Origin of the sequence: Glycomyces paridis (assembly GCF_004912155.1) — a bacterium.
Taxonomy (GTDB): domain Bacteria; phylum Actinomycetota; class Actinomycetes; order Mycobacteriales; family Micromonosporaceae; genus Glycomyces; species Glycomyces paridis.
The window spans coordinates 1-12,978 of sequence record NZ_STGX01000002.1; the positions used below are offsets into that span (position 1 = coordinate 1).

A 12,978-nucleotide genomic window follows, 5' to 3' on the forward strand; every position below is an offset into this window, starting at 1 on the left:
CGCGGCCGGGAAGTTCTACTACTCGACCGACGGCGGCGCGAGCTTCACGGCCGCTTCCTATTCGGGCTTCCCGGCGACCGGGAACGTCCGGTTCGGGGCCGTCCCGGGCAAGGCCGGGCACGTGTGGCTCGCCGGCGGGGCCGACGACGGCACCTACGGCATGTGGCGCTCCACGGACGGCGGCGCGACCTGGTCGGCCGTGGCCGGCTTCGACGCGGCCGACACCGTGGGCTTCGGCGCCCCGGCCCCCGGCCAGTCCTACCCGGCGATCTACGCCAGCGCCTCCTACGACGGCGAGCGCGGCATCTGGCGCTCGGTGGACCAGGGCGGTAGCTGGACGCGGATCAACGACGACGAGCACCAGTGGGGCTGGACCGGTTCGGCGATCACGGGCGACCCGAACGTGTTCGGGCGCGTCTACATCGGCACGAACGGGCGGGGCGTGATCGTGGGCGAGTCGAGCGACTACGTGCCGACCGATCCGACGACCTCGCCGGACGATACCGGTTCGCCGACGGACGAGCCGACCACGGAGGAGCCGACCGAGGAGCCCACTGAGGAACCGACTGAAGAACCGACGACGGGCGGTCCGAGCGGGTCGTGCACGGCGACGTGGGCGTCGTCGAACGCGTGGCCCGGGGGCTACCAGGGCGGTGTCGTGGTGACGAACGATTCGGGTTCGGCGGCGTCGGGCTGGTCGGTGACGTGGACGTTCACCGGCGGTGAGCAGGTCGGGAGCCTGTGGGGCGGCCAGTGGTCGCAGAGCGGGGCGGTCGTGACGGTGACGAACGAGAGCTGGAACGGCTCGCTGGCGCCGGGTGCTTCGGCGACGGTGGGGTACACGGCGACGATGCCGGGTACGGCGCCGTCGCGGGTGACGCCGACGTGCACGCTGCGCTGAGGTGACGCGGTGCGGGGCCGGGGGCGGACGCCTCCGGCCCCGCTTCGCGTCCGGGGCCGATTCGGTCCTGGCAGCGCTTTCCAAACGGCGGTTCGTCCGCTACGATCCAATTAAATCGATTCATTTCGATGTCTCACTATATTGGAGCCCGGTTCCGCAGCCGCCGCCACGAGCGGCGGCCGGTCCCGCGCCGAAGCGGCGGACACCCTCCCCGGCCGCGATCGCAGCGGTCGTGCGCCCTGCGCCAATTTAATCGTTTCATCGCATCGATCCGAAAGCAGCACGCCATGACCAGAGTTCTCCGAAGACGACTCGCCGTCCTCCTCACGGCCCTCACCGCGGCGCTCACCGCCGCCGCCATCGCGTTCTTCGCGGTCCCCCAGGCGGGCGCGGTCGAGACCGGCACCTGGTACAAGATCGTCAGCCGCCACTCCGGCCTCGCCCTCGACGTCCTCGACCTCTCCACCGAACCCGGCGCCGAACTCATCCAGTGGAACGACACCGGCGCCGCCAACCAGCAGTTCCGCTTCATCGACGCCGGCGGCGGCTACTACCGCATCCAGGCGCGCCACTCCAACCTCGTGCTCGAAACCTATGAGTGGAACGCCGAGAACGGCGCCACCATCGCGCAGTGGACCGACCTCAACGGCACCAACCAGCAGTGGCGGGTCACCGAGTCCGGCGGGTACGCGACCTTCGTGAACCGCTTCTCCGGCAAGGCCCTCGACGTGTGGGAGTGGTCCACCACCGCGGGCACCCGCATCTCCCAGTACGACGCCACCGGCGGCGTCAACCAGCAGTTCCGGCTGGTCGAAGTGGGCGGCGGCACCGACCCCGGCACCGGCGACTGCGGCTCGGGCACCCCGGACGCCAAGGTCACCGGCTCCAGCGGCAACTACACCGCCACCAGGGGGTCGAGCACCGTCTACTCCGGCGGGGACTACCGCGCCGCGGTCCAGGCCGCCGTCGACGCGATCGGCAGCGGCCAGCGCGTCTCGGTGATGGCCTCCGGTTCGATCGGGGCGAACACCATCTCGATCGGCTCGGGCAAGACCTTCGAGGGCTGCGGCACCATCGACATAGGCTGGCGCAGCGGCCGGGGCGCGATCGAGTCGCTGAACACGTCGAACGTGTCGATCCCGCACCTGAAGCTGACCGGTTCGGCGTACTTCGCGATGCGCTTCTACGGCAACAGCAACCTGCACCTGGGCGACATCGACATGGACCTCTCCGGCGGGATGGGCATCCGCTTCGAGCGCGACCAGCCCGGCAGCACCAACGTGACGATGGACGACGTCTACGTCGAGGGCGCGGCGAGCCACGCGGTCGAGACGTGGAACATCAACGGGCTCGACGTCGGCCGGGTCACCGCCCGCAACGTCGGCGAGTCGGGGCTGCTCATCCAGAACACGACGAACGCCGACATCGGCGTGGTCGACGGCGACAACGTGGGCGCCGGGACCGGGTACGCGACGTTCCGGATGGCGAACCAGAACGGGCGGCTGTCGAACGGCTCGTACTCGACGAACGTGTACGTGGACACGGTCATCTCGCGCGGCGGGGGCCGGGGCGTCTTCTGCGTCTCGGAGTCGGGCGGGGTGAACATCCGCAATGTGGATCTGGCGAGCAACGGCAACAACGCGATCCTCATCGAGAACTGCTACAACGTCACGATCCAGGGCGGGACGGTCAACGGCGGCGGGGAGGTGCGCATCGCGGCGCGCACCGAGTTCGCCAACACGCGCGACACGAACATCACGCTGACGGTGAACAACACGTCGGTGCGCGAGTCGCCGTGCGCGGACAACTCCACGTGGAGGATCTCGGGCAACGCGTCGGTGAACGTCTGCTGAGCCGGCCCGGCGGGGACCGGTGCGCCGGTCCCCGCCGGGTCACGCCACTTGCGCGGCTCGGCGGGAAAAATCATGATTTGTCCTGGCGCAGCGCTTTCCAAACGGCGGGGCGTCGTCTACGATCCATTACATCGAAACTCTTCGATATTTAACTTGAATCGTTTCATACCTAGGAGCGACATGACCCTCACACCCAGGAGACGCATCCGCCTCGCGATCGCGACGGCGGCGGCGCTCGTCGCCGGCACCATCGCGGCCGTCACCCTCCCGAACGCCGGCGCCGAGAACGCCGCGGTCGCCCAGGCCGCCTGCGGCTCCGGCTCGCCGCACGCGACCGTCACCGGCTCCAGCGGCGCCTACACCACGAAGGAGGGCAGCACCACCGTCTACTCCGGATCGGACTACCGCGCCGCCGTCCAGGCCGGCGTCGACACCATCTCCAGCGGCCAGCGCGTCGCCGTCATGGCCTCGGGCTCGATCGGCGCGAACACCATCACCATCGGCAGCGGCAAGACCTTCGAGGGCTGCGGCACCATCAACGTGGGCAACCGGTCCGGGCGCGGCGCCATCGAGGCGATCAACACCACGAACGTCTACATCCCCTACCTGAAGATGACCGGCAACCCCTACTTCGGCCTGCGCTTCTCGGGGACCACCGGGCTGCGCCTGGGCGACATCGACCTGACGCTCTCGGGCGGCCTGGGCATCCGCTTCGACCGCGACGCGGCCTGGAACTACGAGGTGCGGATGGACGACATCTACGTCTCGGGCGCCGGCAGCCACGCCGTGGAGACGTGGAACATCGACGGGCTCGACGTGTACAAGGTCGTCGCCCGGGACGTGGGCGAGTCGGGGCTGCTCATCCAGAACTCGCGCAACGTCTGGGTGGGCCTGGTCGACGGCAGCAACGTCGGCGCGGGGACCGGTTACGCCACCTTGCGCTTCGCCAACAACAACGGGCAGTTGGCGAACGGTTCGTACAACACGAACGTGTGGGTCGACAAGGTGGTCTCGCGGGGCGGGGGCCGGGGCGTCTTCTGCGTCTCGCAGTCCGGGGGTGCGGTCATCCGCAGCGTGGACCTGGCGAGCAACGGCAACAACGCGATCCTCATCGAGAACTGCTACAACCTCTCGATCGAGTCGGGCACGGTCAACGGCGGGGGCGAGGTGCGGGTCGCGGCCCGGTCGGAGTTCCCGAACACGCGGGACGTGTGGATCACGTTGACGGTGAACAACACCTCGGTGCGGGAGTCGCCGTGCGGGGACAACGTGAACTGGTACCTCAGCGGCAACGGTTCGCGGAACGTGTGCTGACCGGGGCGTGAGCGAAGGGCCGGAGCGTTCGCTCCGGCCCTTCGGTTCGTTCGCGTCTAGGGGACGATCTCGCGGTGGCGGGCGAGGTCGGCCGCGCCGATGACGCCGGCCTTGGAGCCGAGTTCGGCGGCGCGGACCTCGGCGACGGGGACCTCGGCGCGGTTGGCGAGGGCCTCCTTGTAGTGCCTGCGGATGGGGTCGAGGAGGAGGTCGCCGGCGTCGACGACGCCGCCGGCGAAGAGGATGACGCCGGGGTCGATGAGGTTGACCATGTCGGCGGCGGAGTTGCCGAGGTAGAAGCCGATGGTGTCGAAGGCGTCGAGGGCGACCTGGTCGCCCTGGCGGGCGGCCTCGGTGACCTGGCGGCCGGAGATCGCTTCGGGGTCGCCGCCGGCGAGCTTGAGGAGGACGCCGGCGCGCTCGGGGTGGTCCTTGGCGCCGTCGCGGGCGGCCTGGGTGAGGGCGCGGCCGGAGGCGTACTGCTCCAGGCAGCCGGTGCGGCCGCAGCCGCATTCGCGGCCGCCGGGCATGACCGAGCGGATGTGGCCGATCTCGGCGGCGACGCCGTGGGTGCCGCGCAGGAGGTTGTCCTTGACGACGATGCCGCCGCCGACGCCGGTGCCGATCGTGTAGAGCACCGAGGAGCGGTGCTGCTTGGCGGCGCCGAAGCGGTGCTCGCCCCAGATGGCGACGTTGGCGTCGTTCTCGACGACGACGGGGAGGTCGATGACCGCGGCGACTTTGTCGCGCAGCGGCTCGTCCTTCCAGGACAGGTTGGGGGCCAGCATGACCGTGGAGCGGTCCGAGGAGATCCATCCGGCGGCGCCGATGCCGACGGCCTCGATCTCGTGGCCCTCGCGCAGCTCTTCGACGACTTCCTTGACCGCCTGGATGACGCCGGCCGTGTCGTCCGCGGGGGTGGGGCGCCGGGTGGTGGCGAGGACGTTCCCGCTCTCGTCGACGAGCCCGCCGCCGACCTTGGTGCCCCCGATGTCGACTCCGATAGTCAGACTCACTGCTGTCCCTCCAGCGGTTTCACGGTATTGAGGCGTGGCTGCCACGCGACGCTGCGGGCCACCGACAGACTTTACGGCACGATTAATTCCCGAGGAAATCGGCTGTTCCATCCCTCTTGGCGAAGGTATCACCGCGGGCGCGGACGCGGCCCTGCTCGCACGGCGGGCGAAGGGTCCGGAATGGGCGGCGGGCTGCGGCGGCCCATCGCCACAAGGGGCTTCTCTCGGCTACGCTGCCAGTAGCATCATGGTCCGCCTCACAGTCCCTGCTTTCCGTGGAAGTCGCCCTCTTCCCCCGGAAGTTGACCCGCCGGTAACATGAATGTGAGCCACTTTACAAAGCCGTGAACATGGCGTCCCGAAGGAGCTTTCCAATGCGCGAGTTCGCCGTCCCCCCCGTGGTGACTGTGCCCGACGACGACAACACCCTCACCGCGCTGTGGGACGCGGCCGAGCACCACCCCGACTCCGTCCTCTTCCTGCGCAGCCGCGACGACGGCGCCACCTGGGAGGACGTCGCCGCCACCGCGTTCCGCGACCAGGTCACGGCCGCCGCCAAGGGCCTGGCCGCCGCCGGCGTGCAGCCGGGCGACCGCGTCGCCCTCATGTCCTCCACCCGCTACGAGTGGACCCTCCTCGACTACGCGATCTGGGCCGCCGGCGCCGTCACCGTCACCATCTACGAGACCTCCTCGACCGAGCAGGCCAGGTGGATCCTCGAGGACTCCGGCGCGGTCGCCGCGATCGCCGAGACCCCCGAGATGGCCGCCATGATCGAAGGCCTGGGCAGCGCCGTCAAGAACGTGTGGACCATCGACGAGGGCGGCGTTGAGGCCCTCGGCGCGCTCGGCGAAGGCGCCGACGTCGACATCGAGGAGCGCCGCACCGCCCGCAAGGCCGCCGACCTGGCGACCATCGTCTACACCTCCGGCACCACCGGGCGCCCCAAGGGCTGCATGCTCACCCACCACAACCTGCTCGCCGACATCCGCAACGTCATCCCCGAAGTGCCGAACGTGCTCTACGAAGGCGCCCGGATGCTCATGTTCCTGCCCCTCGCGCACGTCCTCGCCCGCATCCTCCAGGTCGCCGGCATCGAATCGCGCACCACCCTGGCCCACGCCAAGAGCACCCGGCTCACCGCGGTCATGCCCGTCGTCAAGCCCACCACCCTCCTGGCCATCCCCCGCGTCTTCGAGAAGGTGTACGCCGGCGCCTACCAGAAGGCCGTCGACGGCGGCAAGGGCGCGATCTTCGAGAAGGCGACGGCCACCGCCAAGGCCTACAGCCGCGCCCTCGACAAGCCCGGCGGGCCCGGCCTGGGCCTCAAACTCCGCCACAAGCTCTTCGACCTCCTCGTCTACGGCAAGATCCGGGCCGCCGTCGGCGGCGAGTGCACCACCGCCGTCTCCGGCGGTGCCGCCCTCGGCCCCGAACTGGGCCACTTCTTCCGCGGCGTGGGCATCACCATCTTCGAGGGCTACGGCCTCACCGAGACCTCCCCGGTCCTGTCGCTCAACATCCCCACCGCCATCAAGGTCGGCTCCATCGGCCGCCCCACCCCCGGCACCGCCCTGCGCGTCGCCGACGACGGCGAACTGGAGGCCAAGGGCCCCCAGGTCTTCCCCGGGTACTGGAACAACGACGCCGCCACCGCCGAAGTCCTCGACGCGGACGGCTGGTTCAAGACCGGCGACATCGCCGTCATCGACGACGACGGCTACGTGACCATCACCGGCCGCAAGAAGGACATCATCGTCACCGCCGGCGGCAAGAACGTCGCCCCCGGCCCGATGGAGAAGATCCTCGACGCCCACCCGCTCATCGCCTTCGCCATCGTCGTCGGCGAGGCCCGCCCCTACATCGGGGCGCTCATCTCCGTCGACGGCGACATGCTCCCCGACTGGCTCACCCGCCACGGCAAGGACCCCGCCACCGCCATCGCCGACCTCACCGGCGACGCCGACCTCCTCGCCGAACTCCAGGCGAAGGTTGACGAGGCCAACGCGACCGTCTCCCGAGCCGAGCAGATCAAGCGATTCCGGGTGATTCCTGTCGAACTGTCCGAGGACGCCGGGGAAATCACTCCGTCAGTCAAGGTCAAAAGGCACGTCGTCGTGGAAAAATACTCAAGTGAGGTCAACGCGCTCTACGACGAGGCGCGCAGCGACACCAAGAGCTGACAGCGAGGGGGCCCTGTGGGCGAGGAGGCGGCACTCGAACGCCAATGGCGACTGCCGGCCGTCGCACTGCGGGGCGTCCTGTTCGCGCTCGTCGCCGTGTTCGGGTGGGCGTCGGTGGGACTCGCCGACGCCGCCACCTGGTGCGGCATCCTCGCCCTGGCCGCCCTCCCCGGCGTCGTCCTCCCCCGCCACCGCCTCCTCGCGCCCGCCGGACGCCTCGCCGAAGTCGTCGTCGTCGTCCTCGGCACCCTCGCCACCGACGGCCTCCCCGCCTGGATGCTCCCCTACCTCATCGCCCCGTTCGCCGCCGCCGCCTTCGACGCCGCCGGCCAGGCCACCGGCGACGAAGGCCGCTACGCGCGACTGCGCACCTGGGGCCCGCCCGCGCTCGTCGCCGTCGCCGCGATCGGCCTGGTCGCCCAGACCCCCCGCGTCCCCGCCTACGACCGCGGCACCTACGTCACCACCGTCGGCGTCGCCCTCGCCTTCGGCCTCGCCTCCGCCGTCGGCGCCTGGTGGCTGCGCCGCTCCCGCTCCTCCGACCTCCACCACTCCCAACTCCCCTACGCCGAGGCCGCCGCCCTCCTCACCCAGCTGCGCGTCGTCGCCCGGCAACTGCCCGGCTCCACCCTCGACCCCGGCGGCATCGCCACCGAGATCGTCGACGCCGCCTCCCGCATCCCCGGCGTCGAACGCGCCGCCGTCCTCTCCGCCGCCTCCGGACGCCGCCTCGTCGTCCTCGCCCAACACGCCGACGAACGCGTCGACTGGGAGACCTCCCCCCAGCTCAACTCCCTCCTCGCCGACGCCTGGGCCGGCCAGAAACCCCAAGGCGGACAGGTCCCCCTCTCGCGCTCCACGCAGGGACCGGTCGCCTCCCTCGTCATCCCCCTCGTCGCCGAAGGCCGCACCGTCGGCCTCATCGCCATCGAATCCGACGACCCCGCCGCCTTCGGACCCGAGACCATCGCCGCCGCCGAAGAGCACACCAAGGGCACCGCCCTGCGCCTGGAGACCGCCCTGCTCTTCGAAGACGTCAGATCGATGGCCACCACCGAGGAGCGCCAGCGCCTCGCCCGCGAGATCCACGACGGCATCGCCCAGGAACTGGCGATGCTCGGCTACGGCATCGACAACGCCATGGCGATCCTCCCGCCCGAGGCCGGCGAGGCCGAGAGCGAACTGGCGGACCTGCGCTCGGAGGTCACCCGGCTCGTGACCGAACTGCGGTTCTCCCTGTTCGAGCTGCGCTCGAACGTCGACCGTCAGGGGGGCCTGGCCTCGGCCATCGCGGACTATGCTCGTACTGTGGGCGCCTCGGCGGGCCTGCGGGTGCACTTGTCGCTGGACGAGGGCGGGGCGCGGTTGCCCGCCAGCACCGAGGCCGAGCTGCTGCGGATCGCACAGGAGGCGATCACGAACGCCCGCAAGCACGCCCGCGCCGAGAACCTGTGGGTGACCTGCGAGGTGGACCCGCCTTACACCCGTATCGAGGTGACCGACGACGGCCAGGGCCTTTCGGGCGAGGCCGCGGAGGGGCGGTACGGGCTGGCGATCATGAGCGAGCGGGCCGAGCGCATCCGCGGCTCGCTGGAGATCCGCCCGCACCAGCCCCACGGGACGACGGTCGCGGTGGTGCTCAACGCGGGGGCGCGGCCCACCCCGAGGGCCGAGACCCCCCGCCCGGGGTCCGCGGCCTGGGCGGCGGCCGACCGCGCCGCCAGAACTGGACAGCCGGCCCGACGGCCCGACCTTGGGGGCCGTGGCAGCCAATGAGGAGAGAGACGCCATGAACGCTGACGCGCTGGAGACGACCGGTCAGACGACCGTGCTCATCGTCGACGACCACGATCTGATCCGCAAGGGTCTCCGGCATGCCTTCGACAGGGACCCCGAGTTCGAGGTGGTCGGCGAGGCCGACACGGCGGCCGACGCCCTGCGGCACGCCGCCTCCCTCATGCCGTCGGTGGTGATCATGGACCTGCGCCTGCCCGACGGGTCGGGCCTGGACGCGACCCGCAAGCTCCGCAAGGCCCACCCGAACATGGGGATCGTGGTGCTGACGATGTACGCCGGCGACGACCAGCTGTTCGGCGCGCTCGACGCGGGCGCCTCGGCGTTCGTGCCGAAGTCCGCGCCGGCGAACGACGTGGTCTCGGCGGCGCGGCACGCCGCGGCGAACCCGACCGCGTTCAGCGCCGCCGACCTCGCCGAGGCGATGCAGCGGCGTCTGACCCCGACCGGCCCGCAGCTGTCCCCGCGCGAGTCGCAGGTGCTCAAGCTCCTGGCGGACGGGCTGTCGGTGGCCGGGATCGCCAAGCAGCTGTACGTGTCGGAGTCGACGGCGAAGACGCACATCTCGAAGCTGTACGAGAAGCTCGGCGCGGGCAACCGGGCGCAGGCGCTCATGACGGCGCTGAAGCTGGGGCTGCTGGAGGCCCCCGACCAGCCGAAGTTCTGATCCCGTCCCCCCGCACGTGAGGGCCGTCCTCGGCGAGGGCGGTCCTTCTCCGTGCCGGGCTCAGACGGTCTCGCCGTAGAGCATCCCCTCGAGGCGCCCGGCCTGGCGTTCCCAGGTCCATTCGCTCAGGGCCCATTCGCGGCTGGCGGCGCCGAGCCGTGCCGCGAGCACCGGATCGGTGAGGACCTGCGTGAGGCGGTAGGTGAGCTCGCCGACGTCGCGGCCGTCCACGACCCAGCCGGAGCGGTCGTGCAGGACGGTGTCGGGGGCGCCGCCGGAGTCGCCGGCGATGACGGGCAGGCCGCAGGCGGCGGCTTCGAGGAAGACCGCGCCGAGTCCTTCGACGTCGAGGCCGCGGCGGCGGGTGCGGCAGGGCATGGCGAAGACGTCGCCCGCGGCGAAGTGCATGGCGAGTTCGTGTTCGGGCACGCCGCCGGTGAAGACGACGGCGTCGGCGACGCCGTTGGCGCGGGCCAGGGCGCGCAGTCGCGGCTCGTAGGGGCCCTGGCCGACGACGAGGAGGCGGACGTCGTCGCCGACCTGCTCGCGCACGTGCGGGAGGGCGGCGATGAGCTTGTCCTGGCCCTTGCGGGGCACCAGGCGCGAGACGCAGACGATGACGGGCCGACCGCCCAGGCCGTGGCGTTCGCGCACGGGGCCGCCGTCGACGCCGGGATGGAAGGCGGCGGTGTCGATGCCGAAGGTGAGCTGTTCGAGGCGCGTGCGCGGGGCGGCGACGGGGGCGATGCGCCGGTAGGTGTAGTCGCCGAGGTAGGTCATGACGTCGAGCGAACCGGCGATGCGGCGCAGGAGCTGGCGGGTGCCGGGCATCGCGGCCCAACCGACCTCGTGGCCGTGGGTGAGGGCGATGGCCCGCTCGATCCCGGTGTCGTGCTTGAGACCGGCGGCGAGGAGCCCGAGCGGGGCGGCGGCGCCGAACCAGACGCGGTCGCACCGGTGCTCGCGGGCGAGGTCGGTGACGGCGCGGGCGACGCGGGGGGTGGGCAGGAGCATCGCGGTGCGGTCGCGCACGACCTGGAACGGCTGCGCGGCGTCGAACTCGGCCGCACCCGGGGACGTGGAGGTGTAGACGACCAGGTCGTCGGAGGGCAACCGCAGGGCCATACCGTGCACAAAGGTCTGTATGCCGCCCCGGCGGGGCGGGAAGTCGTTGGTCACCAGCAATGTCCGGCTCATCATGACCCCCTTCATGATCGCCCCAGTCTGTCACGAAGGGAAGGCGCGGGAGGCCATCCGGGATGACCTCCCGGTGAAGGGCAACGGTCGGCAGTGTCGGGCTGTGACCGCGATGGCACACTGGTGACCATGTTGAGCGGGGACGAGAGCGGCGTCGAGGGCCCTGGCCTGGGGATCGACCCGGCGCAGGCGGGGGCCGCCGAGGAGGGCGCCGAGGAGGACCCGGCCGAACGCGGCGCGGCGGGCGAGCGCCCGGCCGACGCGGCGATGGTGGTGTTCCTCACCGAGCCGGTGCGGCGCAGGGCCGTGGAGATCGCCGCGATGGCGATGCCGGGGCTGGCGCCCGGGCGCGTCCCGGCGAGGCTGCGCCGGTTCCTCAAGTTCAGTCCGGTCAAGCGCGCCAAGCTCGCCCGCGGCGACCTGGCCGCCGCGCTCGACTCGGACGCGGCCTTCCGCGAAGGGCTCGCCGAGATCCTCGGCGCGACCGAGTCGCCGCTGGTCAGATCCGTGAACGGGCACGTCGCCGGTGAAGCAGTCTCGCCGATGGCCGACCCGGTCGAAGTCGCCGCGCTCGCCTACCTGCTGCGCCCCGAGGGCTGGCGGGAGCTGCTGGCAGTGGCGCTGGAGGCGGTCGTCGAGCCGCCCGAGGCGCCCGCCGAGGCCCCGGCCGAGGCGGGGGCGAAGCGCATCGGGGCCTTGGAGAAGGAGAACGCGAAGCTCCGGTCGGCGCTGGCCGACCAGCGCACCGCCGCGGCGACGCTCCAGGAGGAGGTGCGCCGGGCGCGGCGGGACCTCAAGGACGCCGAGGAGCGGGCGTCGAAGACCGCCGGGGACCTCGCGTCCGAGCGGGGGCGGCTCAAGCACGTCGAGGCCGAGCGGCGCGCCGAGCGCCGCCGCCTGGAGTCCGAAGTGGAGTCGCTGCGGGCGGGTCTGGAGCGGGCCCGCAAGGCCGACCGCGACAACGAGCGGCTCGCGTCCTCGCGGCTGTGGCTGCTCATGGAGACGCTCTCGGGGACGGCCACGGGCCTGCGCCGCGAACTCGGACTCGAACCGGTCGAGGAGCGGCCCGCCGACTACGTCGCCGAGCAGTACTGCGCCGAACCCGAGGAGCGGCCCTTCGAGGGCTCGCGCGGCCTGGAGCAGACCGACCCGCAGCGCCTCGACCACCTCCTGGCGCTGCCGAACCCGCACCTCATCGTCGACGGCTACAACGTCACCATCTCCGCGTGGGGCGAGACGCTGACGCTGGAGCAGCAGCGCAACCGGCTCGTGCAGGGCCTGGGCGCGGTCGCCGCGCAGACGAACGCCGAGATCACCGTGGTCTTCGACGGCGCCGACGCGGTCTTCGGCGCCAAGCCCTTCGCGCGCGGCGTGCGGGTCCTGTTCAGCGCCAAAGGGCAGATCGCCGACGACGTCGTGGTCGAACTCGCCGAGGCCGAACCCGAGGGCAGGCCGGTCGTGGTCGTCTCCTCCGACCAGGAGGTCGCGATGCGCTCGCGGCGCGAGGGCGCCTACCCGGTGCCGTCCCCGCTGCTGGTGCGCTGGCTCCAGCGCTAAGGTTTCGCGCGCGGGGGCACCTTGAGCATGACCGAACCGGCGGCCAGGTCGTGCAGGCCCCGGTGGTAGGGGTGGGCGAGCGCGGTCAGGGCCGGGAGCACGAGCGAGAGCAGAAGCGCGCGCAGGATCGAGCGCCACGGGACGAGGCGGCCGCCGTCGGCCGCGGAGACGCAGGCGATGCGCATGAGGTACATGCCGATCGTCTGGGTGCCGGTCGCCAGCGCGATCGAGTAGTACAGGAGGAACAGGCCCGCGGGGACTTGGTTGACGCCGGCGACCTCGACCGTGGCGCCGGTGGTCCAGGCGATGCCGTAGGAGAGGACCAGGCAGGCGATCCAGTCGATGAGCAGGGCGACGAAGCGCCCGCTCAGGTTCGCCAGGTCCTGGCCGGACCCGGGGGTTTCGGGGGTGTTCGCACCGCGTTCGCTCGTCATGGCGCGAGTCTACGGCTCGGCACGAATCGCCCTATGTGCACCGGCCTGAGCAGTGGTTTCGG

General features: G+C 71.5%; 10 protein-coding genes. 7 read left to right on the forward strand and 3 right to left on the reverse strand.

What is annotated here, in order from left to right; genetic code table 11:
* The 3 genes from E9998_RS02135 to E9998_RS02145 form a co-directional block, all read left to right on the forward strand.
* Positions 1 to 901: cellulose binding domain-containing protein (locus E9998_RS02135; RefSeq protein ID WP_192907034.1), on the forward strand; the 901-nt coding region annotated here is incomplete at its 5' end.
* Positions 902 to 1,188: 287 nt separating this feature from the next.
* A complete protein-coding gene (locus E9998_RS02140) occupies positions 1,189 to 2,754 on the forward strand; it encodes an RICIN domain-containing protein (RefSeq protein WP_136528072.1) in 1,566 nt (521 codons plus the stop codon).
* 180 nt (positions 2,755 to 2,934) lie between these two features.
* A complete protein-coding gene (locus tag E9998_RS02145) occupies positions 2,935 to 4,068 on the forward strand; it encodes a hypothetical protein (RefSeq protein ID WP_136528073.1) in 1,134 nt (377 codons plus the stop codon).
* A gap of 56 nt (positions 4,069 to 4,124) precedes the next feature.
* On the opposite strand, the gene E9998_RS02150 is transcribed toward E9998_RS02145, so the two are convergent.
* Positions 4,125 to 5,084 carry an ROK family glucokinase gene (locus E9998_RS02150; RefSeq protein WP_136528074.1) on the reverse strand — a complete coding sequence of 320 codons (960 nt, stop codon included), beginning with the start codon at positions 5,082 to 5,084 and terminating at the stop codon, positions 4,125 to 4,127.
* 374 nt (positions 5,085 to 5,458) lie between these two features.
* On the opposite strand from E9998_RS02150, the gene E9998_RS02155 reads away from it, so the two are divergent.
* Genes E9998_RS02155 through E9998_RS02165 form a run of 3 tightly spaced genes read left to right on the forward strand, consistent with a single transcriptional unit; the run spans position 5,459 to position 9,728 of the window.
* Positions 5,459 to 7,267 carry an AMP-dependent synthetase/ligase gene (locus tag E9998_RS02155; protein ID WP_136528075.1) on the forward strand — a complete coding sequence of 603 codons (1,809 nt, stop codon included), beginning with the start codon at positions 5,459 to 5,461 and terminating at the stop codon, positions 7,265 to 7,267.
* Positions 7,268 to 7,282: 15 nt separating this feature from the next.
* On the forward strand, positions 7,283 to 9,043 hold the full coding sequence (locus E9998_RS02160; RefSeq protein ID WP_136528076.1) for a sensor histidine kinase: 1,761 nt from the start codon (positions 7,283 to 7,285) through the stop codon (positions 9,041 to 9,043).
* A gap of 13 nt (positions 9,044 to 9,056) precedes the next feature.
* On the forward strand, positions 9,057 to 9,728 hold the full coding sequence (locus E9998_RS02165; protein WP_136528077.1) for a response regulator transcription factor: 672 nt from the start codon (positions 9,057 to 9,059) through the stop codon (positions 9,726 to 9,728).
* Positions 9,729 to 9,788: 60 nt separating this feature from the next.
* On the opposite strand, the gene E9998_RS02170 is transcribed toward E9998_RS02165, so the two are convergent.
* A complete protein-coding gene (locus E9998_RS02170) occupies positions 9,789 to 10,925 on the reverse strand; it encodes a glycosyltransferase family 4 protein (RefSeq protein ID WP_136528078.1) in 1,137 nt (378 codons plus the stop codon).
* A gap of 129 nt (positions 10,926 to 11,054) precedes the next feature.
* Between E9998_RS02170 and E9998_RS02175 the strand changes: the two genes are divergently transcribed.
* Positions 11,055 to 12,482 carry an NYN domain-containing protein gene (locus tag E9998_RS02175; RefSeq protein WP_240037491.1) on the forward strand — a complete coding sequence of 476 codons (1,428 nt, stop codon included), beginning with the start codon at positions 11,055 to 11,057 and terminating at the stop codon, positions 12,480 to 12,482.
* Here the strand turns inward: E9998_RS02175 and E9998_RS02180 are convergent.
* On the reverse strand, positions 12,479 to 12,916 hold the full coding sequence (locus E9998_RS02180; protein WP_136528080.1) for an RDD family protein: 438 nt from the start codon (positions 12,914 to 12,916) through the stop codon (positions 12,479 to 12,481). The two genes, E9998_RS02175 and E9998_RS02180, sit on opposite strands and share 4 nt — an antisense overlap.
* Positions 12,917 to 12,978 lie beyond the last annotated feature (62 nt).

What these genes read in the sequence shown, in the direction of transcription:
- E9998_RS02140 (WP_136528072.1), top strand. Translation starts at nt 1,189, where the DNA reads ATGACCAGAGTTCTCCGAAGACGACTCGCCGTCCTCCTCACGGCCCTC.
- E9998_RS02145 (WP_136528073.1), top strand. Translation starts at nt 2,935, where the DNA reads ATGACCCTCACACCCAGGAGACGCATCCGCCTCGCGATCGCGACGGCG.
- E9998_RS02155 (WP_136528075.1), top strand. Translation starts at nt 5,459, where the DNA reads ATGCGCGAGTTCGCCGTCCCCCCCGTGGTGACTGTGCCCGACGACGAC.
- E9998_RS02165 (WP_136528077.1), top strand. Translation starts at nt 9,057, where the DNA reads ATGAACGCTGACGCGCTGGAGACGACCGGTCAGACGACCGTGCTCATC.
- E9998_RS02170 (WP_136528078.1), bottom strand. Translation starts at nt 10,925, where the DNA reads ATGAGCCGGACATTGCTGGTGACCAACGACTTCCCGCCCCGCCGGGGC.
- E9998_RS02175 (WP_240037491.1), top strand. Translation starts at nt 11,055, where the DNA reads ATGTTGAGCGGGGACGAGAGCGGCGTCGAGGGCCCTGGCCTGGGGATC.
- E9998_RS02180 (WP_136528080.1), bottom strand. Translation starts at nt 12,916, where the DNA reads ATGACGAGCGAACGCGGTGCGAACACCCCCGAAACCCCCGGGTCCGGC.